Source organism: Streptomyces sp. NPDC047917, from assembly GCF_043204345.1.
GTDB classification, from domain to species: Bacteria; Actinomycetota; Actinomycetes; order Streptomycetales; family Streptomycetaceae; genus Streptomyces; species Streptomyces sanglieri.
Window position 1 is genome coordinate 345704 of sequence record NZ_JBIDCA010000004.1, and the last position, 19178, is coordinate 364881.

At 71.7% G+C, this 19178-nt stretch carries 17 protein-coding genes; 6 read left to right on the top strand and 11 right to left on the bottom strand.

Annotated features, from left to right (window positions below):
* Nucleotides 1-13: 13 nt before the first annotated feature.
* From ACGF8B_RS11325 to ACGF8B_RS11370, 10 genes are all read right to left on the bottom strand, one after another.
* Nucleotides 14-1204 (bottom strand): sensor histidine kinase, encoded by a 1191-nt coding sequence (locus ACGF8B_RS11325; protein WP_392736966.1) that lies wholly within the window; start codon nt 1202-1204, stop codon nt 14-16.
* Entirely contained in the window at nt 1201-2682 is a 1482-nt protein-coding gene (locus tag ACGF8B_RS11330) for a cation acetate symporter (protein WP_392736968.1), read from the bottom strand. Before ACGF8B_RS11330 ends, ACGF8B_RS11325 begins: the two co-directional genes overlap by 4 nt.
* A complete protein-coding gene (locus tag ACGF8B_RS11335; RefSeq protein WP_124720456.1) occupies nt 2679-3041 on the bottom strand; it encodes a hypothetical protein in 363 nt (120 codons plus the stop codon). The genes ACGF8B_RS11330 and ACGF8B_RS11335 overlap by 4 nt, the downstream gene beginning before the upstream one ends.
* Nucleotides 3042-3103: 62 nt before the next feature.
* Nucleotides 3104-3856: a LytTR family DNA-binding domain-containing protein gene (locus tag ACGF8B_RS11340; protein ID WP_342280958.1), complete on the bottom strand. Its 753-nt coding sequence runs from the start codon at nt 3854-3856 to the stop codon at nt 3104-3106.
* Nucleotides 3857-3944: 88 nt separating this feature from the next.
* Nucleotides 3945-4805, bottom strand: coding sequence for an Fpg/Nei family DNA glycosylase (locus ACGF8B_RS11345; RefSeq protein WP_392736971.1), 861 nt, complete (start codon nt 4803-4805; stop codon nt 3945-3947).
* A 33-nt stretch (nt 4806-4838) separates the two neighbouring features.
* The gene (locus ACGF8B_RS11350) at nt 4839-5696 is read right to left on the bottom strand and encodes an amidohydrolase family protein (protein WP_392736973.1); all 858 of its coding nucleotides are present in this window, start codon (nt 5694-5696) and stop codon (nt 4839-4841) included.
* 1 nt (nt 5697) lies between these two features.
* Nucleotides 5698-6009 (bottom strand): L-rhamnose mutarotase, encoded by a 312-nt coding sequence (locus ACGF8B_RS11355; RefSeq protein ID WP_392736975.1) that lies wholly within the window; start codon nt 6007-6009, stop codon nt 5698-5700.
* Nucleotide 6010: 1 nt separating this feature from the next.
* Complete coding sequence (locus tag ACGF8B_RS11360) at nt 6011-7003, bottom strand: aldo/keto reductase (RefSeq protein ID WP_392736977.1); 993 nt, start codon at nt 7001-7003, stop codon at nt 6011-6013.
* Nucleotides 7004-7149: 146 nt separating this feature from the next.
* Complete coding sequence (locus ACGF8B_RS11365; protein WP_392736979.1) at nt 7150-8538, bottom strand: wax ester/triacylglycerol synthase family O-acyltransferase; 1389 nt, start codon at nt 8536-8538, stop codon at nt 7150-7152.
* Between the two features lie 211 nt (nt 8539-8749).
* Entirely contained in the window at nt 8750-10816 is a 2067-nt protein-coding gene (locus ACGF8B_RS11370; protein ID WP_392736981.1) for a SpoIIE family protein phosphatase, read from the bottom strand.
* Nucleotides 10817-11075: 259 nt separating this feature from the next.
* Here ACGF8B_RS11370 and ACGF8B_RS11375 point away from each other — a divergent pair, with 259 nt between their 5' ends.
* Complete coding sequence (locus tag ACGF8B_RS11375; RefSeq protein WP_392736983.1) at nt 11076-12443, top strand: FAD-dependent oxidoreductase; 1368 nt, start codon at nt 11076-11078, stop codon at nt 12441-12443.
* 104 nt (nt 12444-12547) lie between these two features.
* Here ACGF8B_RS11375 and ACGF8B_RS11380 read toward each other — a convergent pair whose 3' ends face one another.
* Entirely contained in the window at nt 12548-13600 is a 1053-nt protein-coding gene (locus tag ACGF8B_RS11380) for a chitinase (RefSeq protein ID WP_392736985.1), read from the bottom strand.
* A gap of 409 nt (nt 13601-14009) precedes the next feature.
* Between ACGF8B_RS11380 and ACGF8B_RS11385 the strand changes: the two genes are divergently transcribed.
* The 5 genes from ACGF8B_RS11385 (at nt 14010) to ACGF8B_RS11405 (ending at nt 19169) form a co-directional block, all read left to right on the top strand.
* Nucleotides 14010-15059 (top strand): iron-siderophore ABC transporter substrate-binding protein, encoded by a 1050-nt coding sequence (locus ACGF8B_RS11385; protein WP_392736987.1) that lies wholly within the window; start codon nt 14010-14012, stop codon nt 15057-15059.
* A gap of 17 nt (nt 15060-15076) precedes the next feature.
* The gene (locus tag ACGF8B_RS11390; protein ID WP_392736989.1) at nt 15077-16114 is read left to right on the top strand and encodes a FecCD family ABC transporter permease; all 1038 of its coding nucleotides are present in this window, start codon (nt 15077-15079) and stop codon (nt 16112-16114) included.
* Nucleotides 16111-17175, top strand: a complete 1065-nt coding sequence (locus ACGF8B_RS11395) for a FecCD family ABC transporter permease (protein ID WP_392736991.1) — start codon at nt 16111-16113, stop codon at nt 17173-17175. Before ACGF8B_RS11390 ends, ACGF8B_RS11395 begins: the two co-directional genes overlap by 4 nt.
* A 627-nt stretch (nt 17176-17802) precedes the next feature.
* Entirely contained in the window at nt 17803-18648 is an 846-nt protein-coding gene (locus ACGF8B_RS11400; RefSeq protein WP_392737422.1) for a YndJ family protein, read from the top strand.
* On the top strand, nt 18645-19169 hold the full coding sequence (locus tag ACGF8B_RS11405) for a DUF1990 family protein (RefSeq protein ID WP_392736993.1): 525 nt from the start codon (nt 18645-18647) through the stop codon (nt 19167-19169). Before ACGF8B_RS11400 ends, ACGF8B_RS11405 begins: the two co-directional genes overlap by 4 nt.
* The last annotated feature ends 9 nt before the right edge of the window (nt 19170-19178 follow it).

Below are 19178 nucleotides of genomic sequence, written 5' to 3' on the forward strand. Positions count from 1 at the left end.
CCGGTCCGGCCGGTCAGGAACCGTGCACACCGGCGCGGTACTTCGGCAGCCGTACGGTGATCTTCATCCCGGCGCCGACACCCGTCTCGATGACCAGTCCGTAGTCGTCCCCGTACACCTGGCGCAGCCGTTCGTCGACGTTGAGCAGTCCGATCCCGGTGGAGCGGCCGCCCTCGCCGCGCAGGATGTGGCGCAGCCGTTCCGGGTCCATGCCGGTGCCGTCGTCCTCGATGACGACCTCGGCCTCGGAGCCGGCGTCCAGGGCGCTGATGGTGATGCGGCTGGAGGTGACGGCACCTTCGAGGCCGTGCTTGACGGCGTTCTCGACGAGCGGCTGGAGACAGAGGAACGGCAGGGCGACGGGCAGCACCTCGGGAGCGACCTGGAGGGTGACCAGGAGCCGTTCGCCGAAGCGGGCCCGTACCAGTGCCAGGTATTGGTCGATGGAGTGGAGTTCGTCGGCGAGGGTGGTGAAATCGCCGTGACTGCGGAACGAGTAGCGGGTGAAGTCGGCGAATTCCAGGAGGAGTTCGCGGGCGCGTCCCGGATCGGTGCGGACGAACGAGGCGATGGCGGCGAGTGAGTTGAAGATGAAGTGCGGGGAGATCTGGGCCCGCAGCGCTCGGATCTCGGCCTCGATGAGCTGGGTGCGGGAGCGGTCGAGTTCGGCGAGTTCCAGCTGTACGCAGACCCAGCGGGCCACCTCTCCGGCGGCCCGTGCCAGCACCGCGGACTCGCGCGGGGCGTAGGCGATCAGGGTGCCCAGCACCCGGTTGTCGACGGTGAGCGGCACGGCGACGGCCCAGCGCAGCGGGCAGTCCAGGTCGTCGCAGTCGCTGCGGAAGGCGGTGTCCCGGCCACTGGCGAGGAGGTCCCCCACCTGGTCCATGACGTGGCGGCCGTGGTGTTCGCCCTCGCCGTCCCAGACGAGGACCCGGTCGCGGTCGGTGAGGCAGAGCGCGTCGGTGCCGAGCAGGGAGCGCAGCCGGCGGGCGGATCGGCGGGCACTCTCCTCGGTGAGACCGGCGCGCAGCGGGGGCGCGGCGAGCGAGGCGGTGTGCAGGGTCTCGAAGGTGGCGTGCTCGACGGGTGTTCCGACGTCGCTGGTGCGGACGGGCCGGGCGGTGCGCCGGCCGAGCAGGAATCCGGCAGCGAGCAGCAGGAGGGTGAGCAGGACGAGTACGGCGTAGCCGGCGCCGGTCATCGGTGCCTCCCCGATGTCAGCGCCTCGGGCAGGTGGAAGCGGGTCATGGCGGCGTTGGTGCCGGGGGGTATCCGGCCGGGGGTGGCGAGGGACACCAGGATCATGGCGAGGAAGCCCACCGGCACCGACCAGACGGCGGGCCAGGCGAGCAGGGTGTGCGGCCAGCCCGGTGGGCGGACCGCGCCGCTGACGGTGATGGCGACGGACAGGAACGCGGAGCCGCCGCCGAGCAGCAGTCCGGCGATGGCGCCGGGCGGGGTCAGCCGCCGCCACCAGATGCCGAGGACCAGCAGTGGGCAGAAGGAGGACGCGGAGACGGCGAACGCCATGCCCACGGAGTCGGCCACCGGCACCCGGCTGACGACCAGCGAACCGGCCAGCGGTACGCACATGGCGAGGACGGTGGCGAGCCGGAAGTGCCGTACGCCGCGCGAGGGGAGCACGTCCTGGGTGATGACCCCGGCGACGGCCATGGTGAGCCCGGAGGCGGTCGACAGGAACGCGGCGAAGGCGCCGCCCGCGATGAGCGCGCCGAGCAGGTCCCCGCCGATCCCGCCGACGATCCGGCCGGGCAGCAGCAGCACGGCGGCGTCCGCGTCCCCGCCGTGGATCAGCTCGGGGGCGTACAGCCTGCCCAGTGCGCCGTAGACCGGGGGCAGCAGATAGAACACGCCGATCAGGGCGAGGACGGCGACCGTGGTGCGGCGGGCGTCGCGGCCGTTGGGGCTGGTGTAGAAGCGGACGACGACGTGCGGCAGACCCATGGTGCCGAGGAAGGTCGCGACGATCAGCCCGTAGGTGGCGTACAGCGGGTGGTCGGCGCGGAATACGGTGAGCTGCTCGTCGAAGGTGACGCGGGGCTGCCCGTCGCCCTGCCAGGCGAGTACCAGGAAGATCGCGGGGACGAGGAGCGCGGTCAGCTTCAGCCAGTACTGGAAGACCTGCACGAAGGTGATGGACCGCATGCCGCCCGCGGCGACGGCGATGACGACGACGGACGCGACGAGCACGTCGCCGAGCCAGCCGGGCGCCCCGGTGAGGGTCTTGAGCGTCAGCCCGGCGCCCTGGAGCTGCGGTACGAGGTAGAGCCAGCCCGCCGCGACCACGAAGACGCTGACCAGTCTGCGCACCTGCCGTGACTCCAGCCGGCCCTCGGCGAAGTCGGGCAGTGTGTACGCCCCCGAGCGGCGCAGCGGTGCGGCGACGAAGACCAGCAGGACCAGATAGCCCGCGGTGTAGCCGACCGGGTACCAGAGCATGTCCGGGCCGTGTACCAGCACCAGGCCCGCGATGCCGAGGAAGGAGGCCGCGGAGAGGTATTCGCCGCTGATGGCCGCGGCGTTGAGCCGGGGCCGTACGGTGCGTGAGGCGACGTAGAAGTCGGAGGTGGTGCGGGAGATGCGCAGTCCGAAACCGCCGACGAGGACGGTCGCCAGGACCACGGCGGCGACCGCGGCCACCGCGTACGTACGGCTCACTGTGCGGGGCGGCCTTCCACGAGCCGGGCGAAGTCGCGTTCGTTGCGCTCGGCCCGTCGCACGTACCACCAGGCGATCAGGGTGAGCGGCGGGTAGGCGGCGAATCCGAGTACCGCCCAGACGAGCGCGGCGCTGTGCAGTGCCTCGAAGACCAGGGGAAGCGTCCCGACGACCACGGCGAGGACCGCGAACGCGGTGAGTCCGGCGCGCAGTTGGCTGCGCATCAGCGAACGGACGTACGCGCCGCCGAGCGCGGTCTGCTCGTCGATCTCCGACTGGGTGCGGTAGCGGGGCAGCGGGCGCACCCGCCGGGGCTCCCCCGTCACCACTTCGCGCCGGGGCGCTGGCTCTGCGGACATGGGCCCGGAGTGTATGCGGCACCGGACTGCCGTGGGAAGGGCCGGATCCTGGTAGGCGCTGGTCAGCGGCCGGTCTGGCGCATCAGCAGATCACGCAGCGCACGGGTGTGGCGGCGGCTGACCGCGAGCTCCGCGGAGCCGATGCGGACGCTCATGCTGCCCGCGTCCAGGCGGAGTTCGTCGATCCGGCCCAGGGCGACGAGGTGGCGACGGTGGATGCGCACGAAGCCCCGGGAGCGCCAGCGCTCCTCCAGGGTGGTGAGGGGGACGCGGACGAGGTGGCTGCCGGTGGCGGTGTGCAGCCGGGCGTAGTCGCCCTGGGCCTCGGCATAGGCGATGTCGTCGATCGGGACGAACCGGATGACGCCGCCGAGTTCCACCGGGATCTGGTCGCCCGCCGTGTCGAGCACCGGCGCGGAGCGGTCGCCGACCTGTTCGGCGACGCGGCGCACCGCCTCGGCCAGCCGCTCGCGGCGTACGGGCTTCAGGACGTAGTCGACGGCCTTCAGGTCGAAGGCCTGGACGGCGAAGCCCTCGTGGGCGGTGACGAAGACGATGAGCGGGGGCGCGGCGAACCCGGCCAGCAGCTGCGCGACGTCGAGGCCGGTGAGGCCCGCCATGTGGATGTCCAGGAACACGACGTCGATGGCGGCCGGGTCGTCCGGGCCCGCCTCGACGGCGGCACCGATGCGGCGCAGTGCCTCGGTGGCCCCGGTGGCCCCCTCGGCGCTGCTGATCCGGGGATCGGCGCGCAGGAGGTAGAGCAGTTCCTCCAGGGCGGGTTCTTCGTCGTCGACGGCGAGTACGCGCAGCATGGGCCGGAGTGTAGAGCGCGCACGGGTGTGCGGGGCCGGGTGATTCACCTCTTCTTCGCGCACCGTCCGGCCCCCGCACCCCGGCGGGTCATTTGAGGAGCCTGGACAGGCGGCGGTCGGCCAGCGGCCTGCCGCCGGTCTGGCAGGTCGGGCAGTACTGGAGCGAGGAGTCGCTGAACGACACCTCGCGGATGGTGTCCCCGCAGACCGGACAGGGCTCGCCGGTGCGTCCGTGGACCCGCATCCCGCTCTTCTTCTCGGCCTTGAGCTTCCCGGCCGCGACGCCGCTGGAGCGGGCGACCGCGTCCTGGAGCGTGGTGCGCAGCGCGGTGTGGAGGGTGGTGATCTGCTCGTCCTTGAGGTTCGCGGTGAGCAGGTACGGCGACATCTTCGCGGCATGCAGGATCTCGTCGCTGTAGGCGTTGCCGATGCCTGCGATCAGCGACTGGTCGCGCAGGGCGCCCTTGATCCGGCGGCGTTCCCCGGCGAGCAGCGCGGCGAACGCGTCGCGGTCGAAGGAGCCGGCGAGGGGGTCGGGGCCCAGCCGGGCGATGCCGGGGACCTCGGCCGGGTCGTGCACCAGGTACACGGCGAGACGTTTGGTGGTGCCCGCCTCGGTGAGGTCGAAGCCGTCACCGCCGGTGAGCACGGTGCGCAGTGCCAGGGGGCCCTTGCCGGGGCGCGGCGGCTCGGCGGGGAAGGCGTCCTTCCAGCGCAGCCAGCCGGCCCGGGCGAGATGGGTGACCAGGTGCAGTGGCCCGGCGCCGATGTCCAGGAACTTGCCGTGCCGGGCGATGCCGGTGACCGTGGTGCCGTGCACGGCGGACAGCGGTGGGTCGTACGTCTTGAGGACGCTGACGTTGAGCGGCAGGACGCGGTCGATCTCCTTGCCGACCAGGTGGTCGTCGAGGAAGACCCGCAGGGCTTCGACTTCCGGCAGTTCGGGCATGGTTCCAGACTGCCGGAAGCCTCGGCGGGATGCCTATCCAAGGCCGTAGACCCGCTCGGCCGTGGTGGCGAACACCCGGTCCTGTTCGTCCTCGGTGAGGGAGTCGGTGAGGGCGCGTGCCGCGTCGACGACCTCCCCGTACGTCGCCGCGAGCCGGCAGACGGGCCAGTCCGAGCCGAACATCAGCCGGTCGGGGCCGAAGGCGTCGAGGACGGTGTCGGCGTACGGGCGCAGGTCGCGCACGGTCCAGGCGCGCGGGTCGGCCTCGGTGACCAGCCCGGAGAGCTTGCAGACGGTGTTGGGGCGGGCGGCCAGGGCGCGTACGTCGTCGGCCCAGGGGCGCGTCCGACCGGCGGCGACGGGCGGTTTGCCGGCGTGGTCGAGCACGAAGGTCAGCTCGGGGAGCAGAGCGGCGGCCTGGACGGTGGCGGGCAGCTGGCGGGCCTGTACGACGACGTCGTGGACGAGTCCGGCGGCGGCGACGGCGCGCAGTCCGCGCAGGACGTCGGGGCGCAGCAGCCAGCCGGGGTCGGGTTCGCCCTGGACCTGGTGGCGGATGCCGGCGAGCCGGTCGCCGCCGGGGAGTTCGCGCAGCGCGGCCAGGGTGTCGGCTACGTCCGGCGCGGTGAGGTCGCACCAGCCGACGACGCCGGCGACGAGGTCGCTGCCGTGGGCGAGGGCCAGGAACTCGGGGGTCTCGTCGGGGACGGTGACGGTCTGGACGAGGACGGTGGCGCACACTCCGGCGGCGCGCGCCTCGGGCTCCAGGTCGGCGAGAGCGAAGTTCCTCCGGAGCGGGGCGAGTTCGTCGCCGTTGATCCAGTCCTGGTCGCGTACCGACAGGTCCCACACATGGTGGTGGGCATCGACGATCCGCTGCCGGCCCGCCATGTCACAGCTCCCAGGCGACCGGGAGCCCGGCTGCGGCGCCGTCGGCCGAGTAGTCGTGGGACACGTCGAGCAGCTCGTCCATCCTGGCCTGCCAGGCGACGTTGACGGGGAGCTGCTCCAGCTGTGCGAGGAGTGCGGCGTAGTCCTCGCAGTCGATGACGTGGAAGAGGTCGGTGCCGCTGCGCCAGATCGTCCAGGAGGTGGCGCCGGCCGCGCGGATCGCGGCGGTGAGCTCCGCCGGGACTTCGCGGTGTGCCGCCTCGTACTCCTCGATGCGGTCGGCGCGGACCTTGGTGTGCAGGGCGATTCTCATGTCAGTGTCCGTTCTCGGTCAGCAGGCCCTCGGCGCGCAGTTCGTCCCAGAGCTCGTCCGGGATCTCGCGGCGGAGCAGGGCGGCGGCGTCGCGCACCTCGTCCGGGGAGCGGGTGCCCACCAGGACTCCGGCGACGGCGGGGTGGGCGAGCGGGTAGTGCAGGGCGGCGGCGCGCAGCGGGACGCCGTGGCCCTCGGTGACGGCCTTGATGCGCAGGGCCCGGTCCAGGAGGGAGAGGGGTGCGGCCGCGTAGTCGTACGTGGCGCCGGGGCGCGGGTCGGCGAGCAGCCCGGAGTTGAAGACGCCGCCGACGACCACGCTGCGGCCCCGGGCGGCGGCCTCGGGCAGCAGCTCGGTGAGCGCGGACTGGTCGAGGAGGGTGTAGCGCCCGGCGCAGAGCACCACGTCGGCATCGGTGTCGCGCAGGAACCGGGTCAGCATCGCCGTCTGGTTCATCCCGGCACCGATGGCGCCGACGACGCCCTGTGCGCGCAGCTTCTCCAGTGCCGGGTAGGCCTCGTGGAACGCGGCTTCCGCGTGGTCGTCCGGGTCGTGCAGATAGGCGATGTCGATGCGGTCGGTGCCCAGCCGTTCCAGGCTGTCCTCGATGCTGCGGTGTACGCCGTCGGCGCTGAAGTCCCAGCGGCGGCGGTGGGTGGCGGGGACGGCGAAGCCCTCGGACAGGGCGTCGGAGCCGTTCCCGGAGCCGGTGGCTCCGGCGGGCAGCGGGTCGAGCACCCGTCCCACCTTCGTGGACAGCGTGTACGAGTCGCGGGGCCGGCCGCGCAGGGCTTCGCCCAGTCGCCGTTCGGAGAGGCCGAGTCCGTAGTGCGGGGCGGTGTCGAAGTAGCGGACGCCCTCGTCCCAGGCGGCGCCGACCGCCGCTGCCGCCCGTGCCGGTTCGACGACGGTGAAGAGATTACCGATGGCCGCCGCCCCGAAGGACAGCTCGGTGACCTCGACCGCGCTGCTTCCCAGCCTGTTGCGCCGCATGCTTCCGCCGCCCTCCCCAATGATCGCTTCTTGCACACAGCGAATATTCATCGGATCACTTGGGCACGTCAACACCTCAGGCGCCACCAGCTGTGACACTTTCCCGGGCATCTGTCCGACCTATGACCATCGGAGCGGCGGGTCGCTCAGCGCGTCGCCAGCAGCGTGAGCAGCTCGGCCACCTCGTCGTCGGCGCAGCGCGCCAGCCGGTCCAGGTCGGGCAGCGCCTTGCCGTCGGCCACCAGCCCGACCCGCACCCGGCCGCCGTACGTGGACATCGCGACGGCGAGGGACTGCCCCCTGGCGAGCGGCGCCATCGGGTAGACGGCGCGCAGCGGGCAGCCGCCGAGAGAGAGCGCCGAGCGCGGCAGCGGCACGCTGGTGACCAGGACGTCGAAGAGCATCCGGGCGGCGCCCCCGGCGATCGGCGCTCCGAACCGGTGGGCCAGCGAGGGGAGTTGGTCGGCCAGCACGGCAACGGCACCGGCGCCGCGGAAGGGGCCGGCGGTCTTGTTGCGGTCCATGGCGGTACGGACCAGGGCGAGCCGCCGCCACGGGTCGGGTTCGCCGACCGGGAGCCCGAGCAGATAGGCGGAGAGCTTGTTTCCGCTCGCCGCCGCCTGGCCCGGCCTGCGGCGGGAGACCGGCACCAGGGCGCGCGGATCCTCGTCGGGCAGCGGCTCGCCGCGCTCCCGCATCCAGCGGCGCAGCGCTCCGGCGACGACGGCGAGCAGGACGTCGTTGGCCGTACCGCCCGCGGCGCGGCGGATCCGCTGGACGGCTTCGAGGTCCAGGTCCGCCGTGGCCAGGCGCCGGGTGCCGCTGGAGCTCGCGGTGAGCGCGGGCGCCCCGCGCGGGTCGAGGCGGCTGGCCCGCACCATGGAGGCACCGACGCCGAACGCCCGCCCGAGGTCCTCGATCCGGCCGAGCGCGAGACCGGCCACCTGGCGCGGGCCGGGCATCCAGGAGCGGGGCGGGACGGTGCGCGCGCGGCGGACGGGGGCCCCGGCGCGGGGGCGTCCGGCGGCGGCGATCTCGTCGAAGATCCCGGCGCCGATGGCGACCGCGCGCATGCCGTCGGCCAGCGCGTGGTGGAGCTTGACGAGCACCGCGAAGGACCCGCCGTCGGCGCCGCCGATCACGTACATCTGCCAGGGCGGCAGCCCGCGTTCGAGCGGCCGCTCCATCAGTTCACCGGCGAGCCGGGTGGCGCCCGCCATGAATCCGCCGTCCTCGTCCCGCGCCTCCGCGCCGGTCAGCCGTACCCGCTCGATGTGCCGGTGCACGTCGAAGTCCTTGTCCACGAACCAGGCGGCCCCGCCGACGGGCAGCAGGACGTCCCTGACCCGCATCCGCAGCCGGGGAATGGCGGCGGCGCGGGTGCCCAGCAGTTCGAGCACGGTCTGCGCGTCGGCGCCCTGCGCTGCGCCCGGGGCCGGGGCGAAGACGGCGAGTGCGCCGAGATGCATCGGGTGGGCATCGGATTCGAGGTGCCAGAAGGCCAGATCGAGAGGTGCCAGCAGCTCAGTTCCCAACGGGTCCTCATGTCATCGAAGACAAAGACTGACGGGTCGCAGTCAATCGCTCGCGGTCGGTTACGGTCAAGTACAGACATGTTACGTTCTGTTACTGTCGAGTAGGATGCACGTTTCCGGCATTGGAATTCCTTGTGGGCGGATAAAAGCATTTCCGTCACCTGCCGCGCGGCCGGGATCACGTTCGTCACGCGCGCCGGAATCGCCTTCGTCACTCGTGTGCCGGGATCACGAATTCGCACCAGACGCACTTGCCGCTGCCCCGGGACTCCACGCCCCACAGATCCGCCAGCCGGTCCACCAGCATCAGGCCCCGCCCGGAGACCCCCGCCTCCCCCGCGTCCCGGCGCCTGGGCAGCGCGCTGGACCGGTCCTCGACGTCGACCCGCAGCCGCCGCTCGGGGCCGGTGAGCACCCGGATGGTGACGATGGCCCCGCCGTCCGTGTGCATGAGCGCGTTGGTGATCAGCTCGTCGGCGGCGAGCTCGACCTCGTCGGCCCGCGCCTTGGCGCCCCAGGCACGTACCGCCGCCCGGATCATGTGCCGCGCCGAACTCAGTGCCTCCGGGTCGCTCTGCGCGACGTGCTGCTGGAGCCGGCCTCCCGGCTGGGGTGCGTGGGCGACCTTGCGGCGCAGCAGCAGGACCGCGACATCGTCCTCGCCGCCGCGCTCGTCGACCTCCTCGCAGAGCCGGTCGGCCAGCCGCTGGAGGTCCTGCGGGCCGTTGCGCACCATGGCCGTCAGCAGCTGTATGCCCTCGTCGAGATCGGCGCCCGGCAGCTCCACGAGCCCGTCGGTGAACAGCAGCAGGGTCTGGCCGGGATCCAGCTCGACGGTGCTGACCGGGTATTCGAGCCGCCCGAACTCGGCCGAGAGCCCCAGCGGCAGCCCGCCCTCCGCGGGAAGCCTGCGGCAGCTGCCGTCGCTCTCGCGCACCAGCGGGTCGACATGGCCGGCCCGGACCAGCTGCACCACCCCGGTGGTCAGGTCGACCTCGGCGTAGGTGCAGGTCGCGAAGCGTTCCGTGTCCAGCTCGTGGAGGAAGACGGAGGCCCGCGCCATCACCGTGGCGGGGCTGTGCCCCTCGGCCGCGTAGGCGCGCAGCACGATGCGCAGCTGCCCCATGACGGCCGCCGCATGGGTGTCGTGGCCCTGCACGTCACCGATGACGGCCCCGACCCGGCCGCCGGGCAGCGGAATGACGTCGTACCAGTCACCGCCGATGTCCCGGCCGAGCCGGGCCGATCGGTACCGGACGGCGACCTGCGCCCCCGGCACGTCCGGGATCCTGCGCGGCAGCATGGCCTGCTGGAGGCCCTCGGCGAGGTCGTGCTCCTGCTCGTAGAGCATGGCCCGTTGCAGGCTCTGCGCGATGGAGCTGCCGAGTGCAACCAGCAGATTGCGTTCGTCGCCGGTGAAACCGTCCTTGTCGCTGTAGAGCAGGCCGAGCGCGCCGATGGGGCGAGCCTGGGCGATCAGCGGCAGATAGGCGGCGGAGGTGATGCCGAGGTGGCTGATGTGGGGCCACAGGATGGGGTACGAGGTGGCGAAGTCGGTGGCGGACTCGATGAAGCGGGGCGCGAGCGTGCGCACCACCTCGCTCATCGGGTACTGCTCGTCCGTCCGGGTGTACCGGGTGCCGGGCACGAACGAGTCCTCCGGGCCGTCGGCCACCAGATGGATGCGTCCGGCCTCCATCAGCCCCATCACCAGGCTGGTCGCGCCGAGGTGCGCCAGGCCCTGGGAGTTCTTGAGCACCTCGATGACGTCGCCGACGGTGCGGGCGTGGGCCAGGGCGGCCGTGGTGCCGTCCACCAGGCTGGTGCGGCGGCGCCGCTCCAGGTCCAGCTCCCGGCGGGCGGTGGAGTCGGCGAGCTCCTGGGTCGCCTCGCGGACGATGCCGATGATGCGGTGCGGGCGACCGGTACCGTCCCGCCGGATGAAGCCCTGGGTGTGGGTCCAGCGGAGGCTGCCGTCGCGCCGTTTGATCCTGAAGTACGCGCCGTAGTTGCTCTGCCCGCTCTTGAGCGCCTGGGCGACCATGGCGTCGAGCCGCACGCCCTCGTCCGCCGGCACCCGCTGCCCGAGCGACTCCGGCCGGTCGTCGTACTCGTCGGCCCGCAGGTCGAACACGTCGAGCGCGGGCCGGTCCATGTGCATGAGGCCACTGTCGAGATCCCAGTCGAAGCTGCCCATACGGTTCAGGGCGAGGCTGAGATCCGGGTGGGCGGGCCAGTCGTCCGGGAGTGACAGGGCACCCGCTACCCGATCATCCATGTGGGTCACTCTGCCATCATTTGTCCGATTCTTCGAGCGAACCCCGCACGGCCGGGCGAATCCCTCACCCCGCGCCACCCGAGTGCACTTCAAGCCATTTCGGGCACCGGACGGCGGGCCCGGACGTCTCGTAGGGCGAACCGCCCCGAACTCGCGGACCGACACCGGTTACGGTATTCCGTGGAGCACGGTAAGCCCAGCCTTACCTTTACCCTGAGCTGCACTGTCCGCATCAGCACGTTCTAAGGACCAGCACCTGATGACCCGCCCCGTCCGCGTCGCCATAGTCGGAGCCGGCCCTGCCGGCATCTACGCAGCGGACGCGCTGCTGAAATCCGAGGCCGCCCAGGAACCGGGTGTTTCGATCGACCTGTTCGAGCGGATGCCCGCCCCCTTCGGCCTGATCCGTTACGGAGTGGCTCCCGACCACCCGCGGATCAAGGGCATCGTCCAGGCACTCCACCAGGTGCTCGACAAGCCGCAGCTGCGGCTGTTCGGCAACGTCGACTACCCCAACGACATCGACCTGGACGATCTGCGGTCCTTCTACGACGCCGTGATCTTCTCCACCGGCGCCGACGCGGACCGCGCGCTCGACATCCCCGGCAGCGCCCTGGACGGTTCCCACGGCGCCGCCGACTTCGTCTCCTGGTACGACGGCCACCCCGACGTGGCCCGCACCTGGCCGCTGGAGGCGGAGAAGGTCGCCGTCCTCGGCGTGGGCAATGTGGCCCTGGACGTGGCGCGGATCCTCGCCAAGACGGCGGACGAGCTGCTGCCGACCGAGATCCCCGCCAACGTCTACGAGGGCCTCAAGGCCAACAAGGCCCTCGAAGTGCACGTCTTCGGGCGCCGCGGCCCCGCGCAGGCCAAGTTCAGCCCCATGGAGCTGCGGGAGCTGGACCACTCGCCGAACATCGAGGTCATCGTCAATCCCGAGGACATCGAGTACGACGCGGGGTCGATCGAGACCCGGCGGAGCAACAAGCAGGCCAACATGGTCGCCTCCACGCTGGAGAACTGGGCCATCCGCGATGCCGGCGACCGGCCGCACAAGCTGTTCCTGCACTTCTTCGAGTCCCCGGTGGAGATCCTCGGCGAGGACGGCCGGGTCGTCGGCCTGCGCACCGAGCGGACCGAGCTGGACGGCACCGGCAACGTCAGGGGCACCGGCGGCTTCACCGACTGGGACGTGCAGAGCGTCTACCGCGCGGTCGGCTACTACTCGCAGGAGCTCCCGAAGCTCCCGTTCGACGTGGTCTCCGGCACCGTCCCGCACGCCGCCGGACGCGTCGTCGACGGCGGGGAGCACATGCCCTCGGTGTACGTCACGGGCTGGATCAAGCGCGGCCCGATCGGCCTGATCGGCCACACCAAGGGGGACGCCAACGAGACCGTGGCCTGCCTGCTGGAGGACCGGGCCGAGGGACGGCTGCCCGCTCCCGTCCGGCCCGAGCCGGAGGCAGTCACCGCCTTCCTGGAGGAGCGCGGCGTCCGTTACACCACCCGCGAGGGCTGGTACCGCCTGGACGCGCACGAGCGGGCCCTGGGCGAGGAGCAGGACCGCGAGCGGATCAAGGTCGTGGAGCGCGAGGCCATGCTGGACGCCTCCGAGCCCCGTTCCTGACGGTACGGCGCACCCTTCCGGCCGGCCGCCGTCACGGCCGGCCGGACCGGGCAGCTCCGGCCGCCTCGGCGGAGCTGCCCGGTCCCGGCGGGTGCCGCGGTGCCTCAGCGGCCCTGCAGCGCCCTGACGTTGTCCCCGAAGGTCCAGCCCTTCGAGCCGTCCCAGTTGAGCGACCAGGTCATCAGGCCCTTGAGGGCGTTGCCGTAGTGGTTCCAGGCCTGTGACACCTGGCCCGTCGACATGTGGCCGCCGCCCGCGCCCGGCTGGGCCGGCAGCCCCGGAACCTGCTTGTCGTACGGGACCCTGATCGTGGTGCCCTGGATGACGAGCCCCTTGTCCAGGCAGTCGGTCTGAGCGGTGAACCCCTCGACCGTGCCCGCCGAGTACGAATCGCCGGCACACCCGTACATGCTGCCGTTGTAGTACTGCATGTTGAGCCACCACAGGCGCCCGTTGTCCGCGTACTTCTTCACGATGGGCAGGTACGCGCCCCAGATCGAGCCGTAGGTGACACTCCCTCCGGTGACATAGGCCGTCTCCGGCGCCATCGTCAGGCCGAAGTTCGAGGGCATCTGCGCGAGTACCCCGTCGATGATGCGGATGAGGTTGCTCTGCGAGGCCGACAGCTGACCGATGTTGCCGCTGCCGGTCAGACCGGTCTCGATGTCGATGTCGATGCCGTCGAAGTTGTACTTCTTGAGGATCGGCACGATCGTCTCGACGAACCGGTCGGCGACGGCACTGGAGTTGAGGTCGATGCCGGCGGCCGCGCCGCCGATGGACATCAGCGTGGTGAGCCCGGACTCCTTCGCCCGGCACATCTCCTCCGGGGTCGGGACCTTCACGGTGGAGTCCATCCCGTCCTCCCACAGGACGGTGCCGTCCGAGAGGATGACCGGGAAGGCCGCGTTGATCACGTTGTAGCCGTGCTGCGGGATGCGGCTGTCGGTGACCGGGATCCAGCCGAGCGGCGGGTGCACACCGTTCGCCGCGCCGTCCCAGTTCTCCCAGTACCCCTGGAGCACCTTCCCGGCGGGCTTCGATTTGACCGCGCAGGTCTCGTCCTGCGCGCTGCTCGGCTCCGCGCCCACCAGCAGTTGTACGACACATGCCGCCGCGAGTCCGACCCCCAGCAGGCGCGATGTCCGACCGAACATGCTCAGTTCCCTTCGTGTCGAGACCGGGCGGCGCCGGGGCGGTACTGCTGCCCGAGGCGGCCCGGCACGGGGCGAGTTGGCGCGTGAATGGCGTGCCCCTGACAATTCCAGGCGGAATGCGGTCTCGCATTTCACGGCTCGCCACACGCTAGGGAGGTCCAGACCTTCCGTCAATAGGTCTGGACCAAAGTCGTGACCGGACGGCGGCGGCGAACCAGCCCCGAAGGGAACCCGAAGCACTTACCGGGGGGCCGGTTGTAGCTGCACAAAGGCTTAGCTTAGGCTTGCCTAACTCCTTGCGATCTGCATCGGGGGCCGCCCGCCGTACCCCGTACGGGCGCTCCTTCGGCATGCCCTCACGCGGTCCCGGGGAGCTGCTGCTCCATCCGTTCAAACATGAGGAACATCCATGTCCCGGTTCACCCGCGCGCGTCGCCGGACGCTCGCCGCAACTGCCGCCGCCGCAGCCCTCGTTCTCGCCCTCGGCGGCTGCTCGTCGAGCGACGACGGCAAGGAGACCTCCGGCGCATCCGGGAAGAGCAGCGGCGCGTTCCCCGTCTCCATCAGGAGCGCGCTCGGCACCGCGGAGATCAAGGAGCAGCCCGAACGGGTCGTCACGCTCGGCCAGGGCTCCGCCGAGACCGCCATCGCGCTCGGCCACACCCCGGTGGGCATCGAGAAGTACGAGTGGGGAAGCGACAAGACGGGCTATCTGCCCTGGATCCACGACGCGGTGAAGAAGTCCGGCGACAAGCTGCCGACCCAGTTCACGGGCGGTGAGGACATCGACTTCGAGGCCATCACCGAGCTGGAGCCGGACGTCATCCTCGCGCCCTGGTCCGGGATCACGCAGAAGGACTACGACATCCTCAAGGACATCGCGCCCACCGTCGCCTATCCCGATCTGGCGTGGAGCACGGACTGGGACCAGCAGATCGACATCATCGGCAAGGCGCTGGGGCAGACGGACGAGGCGAAGGGCCTCGTCTCGAAGATCGAGAAGCAGCTGTCCGACGCGGCGGCGACCCGGCCGAACTACAAGAACTACAAGTTCTCGTACATCTACAACACCGGCCCCGGCACCCTCGGTGTGTTCAAGCCCGAGGAGCAGCGCGTCAAGATGCTCACCTCGCTCGGTCTCACCGTCGACCCGGTGGTGAACTCCTTCAAGGAGACCAAGGGCACCGACTCGGCGCTCATCGGCCTGGAGAACGCCGAGAAGCTGAAGGACAGCGATCTGCTCTTCACCTTCTACATGGATGACAAGTCCCGCAAGGAGATCGAGGCCCAGCCGCTGTACGCGGCGATGCCCGCGGTCAAGAGCGGCGCCATGGTGTACAGCAACGACAACTCCTTCGTCACGGCCTCCTCGATCATCAACCCGCTCACCGTGCCGTGGGTGATCGACCGTTACCTGCCGCTGATCGACAAGGCCGTCGAGTCCGCCGACAAGGGCTGAGACGGACCACCACCCACATGGCCACCACCACGCACGCGCCGCCGAGCGGTGCCGGTACCTCACGGACCGGCGCCGCTCGGCGGGTGTTCTTCCTCGTCGTCGCAGTCGCCGTCCTGGTGCTCGCGGTGCTCGCGAGCGTCATGTTCGGCAGCCGCACCACCTCGTTCGGCGATGTGCTGGACGTACTGTCCGGCAACGCGGACCCGAACGTCACCACCATCGTCGAGAGCCGCTACCCGCGGACCGCGCTCGGTGTGCTGGCCGGACTCTGTCTCGCCGTCGCGGGCACCCTCATGCAGGGGGTGACCCGCAATCCGCTGGCCGATCCGGGCCTGCTCGGGATCAACGCGGGCGCCTCCGCGAGCGTCGTCGCCGCGACGGCGTTCCTGGGGGCGTCGGGCGCCACGGCCACCATGTGGTGGGCGCTGCCCGGTGCGTTGCTCGCGGGCCTGCTCGTCCATGCGATCGGTTCCGCGGGGTCGGGCGGCGGTCTCGTCCGGCTGGTGCTCGCCGGCGCGGTGCTCTCCGCCGTGCTGATGGCGTTCATCCAGGCGGTGACCCTGGGCCGCCCGAAGGTGTTCGACAGCTACCGGTACTGGGTCGTCGGAGCGCTCGGCGGACGGGACTTCGACGTCTTCTGGTCGGTGCTGCCGTTCGCCGTGGCCGGTCTGGTGCTCGCCGCGGTGCTCGGTCCCGGCCTCAACGCGCTGGCGCTCGGCGATTCGACGGCGGCGTCCCTGGGGGCGAATCCGGCGCTGGTGCGGGCGGGCGGGCTGCTCGCGGCCACGCTGCTGAGCGCGGCGGCGACGGCGGCGGTCGGTCCGATCGCCTTCGTCGGACTGGCCGTTCCGCATGTGGTGCGGGCCGTGGCCGGCGTCGATTTCCGCATGCAGATTCTCTTCTCGGCGCTGGCAGGTCCGGCGCTGCTGCTCCTCGCGGATGTCTTGGGCCGGGTGGTCATGCGCCCGCAGGAGCTGATGGTCGGTGTCGTGACCGCGTTCATCGGGGCGCCCGCCCTGCTCGTCGCCGTACGCAGGATGAGGGGCAACGCATGACGTCGCAGCAGGCCGCGGTCCGCACCGCTTCGCCCCGGAAGGTGCTCAGGGCCGGCCGGAGGGTGGCCGTGCCGATCCGGCGGGTGTCGGTGCTGACGGCCCTGGTGCTGCTGGTGCTGCTGGTGGCGGGCGCCGTCGCCACCTTGTCGCTCGGGCGGCTCGGCATTCCGCTCGCCGACCTGGCCGGGGCGGTGACCGGCGGGGCCGAGGGCAAGGACGCGTTCGTGCTGGAGCGGCTGCGCGGCCCCCGGCTGACGGTCGCCGTGGGCACCGGTGCGGCGCTCGGGCTCTCCGGGGCACTGTTCCAGTCCGTCACCCGCAATCCGCTCGGCAGTCCCGACGTGATCGGGCTGGCGTCCGGGGCCGGGGCGGGTGCCGCGATCACCGCACTGCTCTTCCCGGACACCGTGCCGGTGGCGCTCGGCGCGCTGATCGGCGCCGTCCTCGCCATGGTGCTGGTCTATGTGTCGACCGGCACCGGGTTCCGCAACCCGGCCCGGCTGGTCATCGCGGGCATCGGGGTCGCCGCGATCGGGACCGCGATCACCCAGTACGTCGTGTACGCCATGGAGCGGGACCGGGCCGCCGTCCTCAGCGCCTACGTCAACGGCAGCCTGTCGGCGCGGTCGTGGGAGGACGCCACCACCATCTGGCTGGTGTTGCTGGTGGTGGCCCCGCTCACCGTGCTCCTCTCCCGGCGGCTGGACATCGGCGAGATGGGCGACGACATCGCGGCCGCGCTCGGCTCGGAGCCCCGCCGCACCAAGACGGCCGCCGTGGTGCTGGCGATCGTGCTCTCGGCCGGGGCGGTCGGTGTCGCCGGTCCCATCGCGTTCATCGCGCTGACGTCCCCGCAGGTCGCCAAACGGATCACCCGGGTCTCCGGCCCGCACCTGGCACTGTCGGCGCTGACCGGCGCGCTGCTGCTGGTGCTGGCGGATCTGTGCGCCCAGCAGCTGCCGCTCTTCGACAATCTGCCCGTCGGGATCTACACGATGGCCATCGGAGGCGTCTACCTCGGCAGTCTGCTGGTACGGGAGTGGCGCCGGGGAGCTCTGTGAGGCGCGGCGCCGTACGCCACTCGCCGGCGAAACAGCCGTACGGCGCCACGGACACGCCCTCGACGACACACCTCGGGTCGTCCTCCCCCGCCGTCGGGTCCACCTCACGCGCCTCCAGCACGCGCATGGACCAGACGGAGAACCCGGCGTGGAAGTCGTGGCCGATGTCGCACGGTGTGCTGGTGTATCCCTTGGCGTGCGGTTCGGCCACGACGTCGTCGATCAACCGGTGGGTCAGCCGGATCCCGTCGTAGCTCGCCTCGGCCTCGCCGCCCTGCTCGCTGTAGCCGATCTCGACGAGTTCCACGGTGTCGTCGGGCGCGTAGGTGATCACGAGCGTCGGCGTGGTGTCGTACACGGCACGGCGGCCGGCGGCGGGGCCGGGGCCCGGCGGGCCGACGCGCCCCTCGACCCGGGTCCGGTGGTCGCCGGTCATGACGAGGCCGACGCCGCGCCCAGGGATGATCTCCATGCCGGGCATCCTGCCATCGGCGCCCGGGTCCTCCCTTCCCGCCCTTCGCGCGACCGGCCCCTCCCCGCCCTCGCACGCCCCTGCTTGAACACGTTCAAGAAAGCTCGTAGAGTCGGCGCCGAACATAGTTGAACACGTTCAAGTCGGGGGCGGCGATGTCCGTACTGGTCAATTCGATCGTGATGCTGGGCATGCTGGTGGTGGTCCCCGCGGGACTGCGGCTGACCGGCGCGGCCGAGCTGGACCGGATCCGGCGGCTCTGGCCGCTCTTCGCCGTTCCCGGCACCGTCTCGCTGTGGCTGCCGCGCGGCATCGCCGCCACCGCCCTCGCGCTCTGTTACGCGCTCGGCGCCGTACTCCTCGCGCTGCACGCCCCGCACCGGCTGCTCCGCGGTCCGTCGAGGTCCACGGCACCCGCCGAGATCGCCCTGCTCACCGCCCTGGTCACCCCGTCGGTCGCGGCCCTCGCGCTGGTCGCCGAACGCTCGGGTCACACGCTCTTCGGCTTCGGGCTCGGCATCCTCGCGCTGACCGTGCCGCACTTCCACTTCGCCGGATTCGCCGCCGCGCTGGTCGCGGGACTCGTCTGCCGGGTCGCCGACAGCACCGCGGGAAGGTTCGCCGCGCTGAGCGTCCCGCTGGGCACCCTGCTCGTCCTGATCGGCTACTTCATCGGGGACTGGGCCGAACTGGCCGGCGCGGTCGTACTGACGGCGGGAATGTGGACCGTCGCCCTCCTCACCTGGCGGTCCGTCCGCACCGGGCAGCGGGACCGGATCACCCGGAGCCTGCTCGCCGTCTCGTCCGCCGTCCTCGCCGTCACCATGGTGCTCGCCCTGAGCTGGGCGCTCGGCGAGGCCACCGGAATCCCGCACCCCTCACTGGCCTGGATGGCCGCCACCCACGGCCTCGGCAACGCGCTGGGCTTCGCACTCTGCTCGGTGCTCGCCTGGCAGCGGCTGCGCGAGCACACCGACCCCGTAGAAAGCAGGACCGCATGAGCACCCTCAACTATCCCGAGGTCGGCGCCACCCGTCTCGGCCCGCTCCCCGCCGGGTACCACCACCTCCACCACCGCACCCCGGTCGGGCGCGGCCGGGCCGACCTCGAAGCGGCGGGGGCGGCGATCACCGAATGGCGCATGCACCGCGCCGGCGGGGCCCAGGTGCGCGCCTCGGCGCCCCGCGCCGGGGACGGGGTACGCGTCCGGGTGTCGCTGGGCATCGGCCCGCTCAGATTCTCCGCGCCCTGCCGGGTCGTCTGGGCCGCGTACGAGCACAACCGCATCGGGTTCGCCTACGGGACCGAGGTCCGGCACCCGGAACGCGGCGAGGAGTGCTTCGTGGTGGAGTCGGCGGACGACGGGACGGTGTGGTTCACCGTCATGGCGTTCAGCCGCCCGGCCGCCTGGTACACCCGGATCGCCGGACCCGTCGTACCGGTGCTCCAGCGGCTGTACGCCCGGCGACTGGGCAGCACGCTGCGTCGCATCGTGGACGAGGAGCGCGGCGGGCGGGGCTGAATCGCCGAT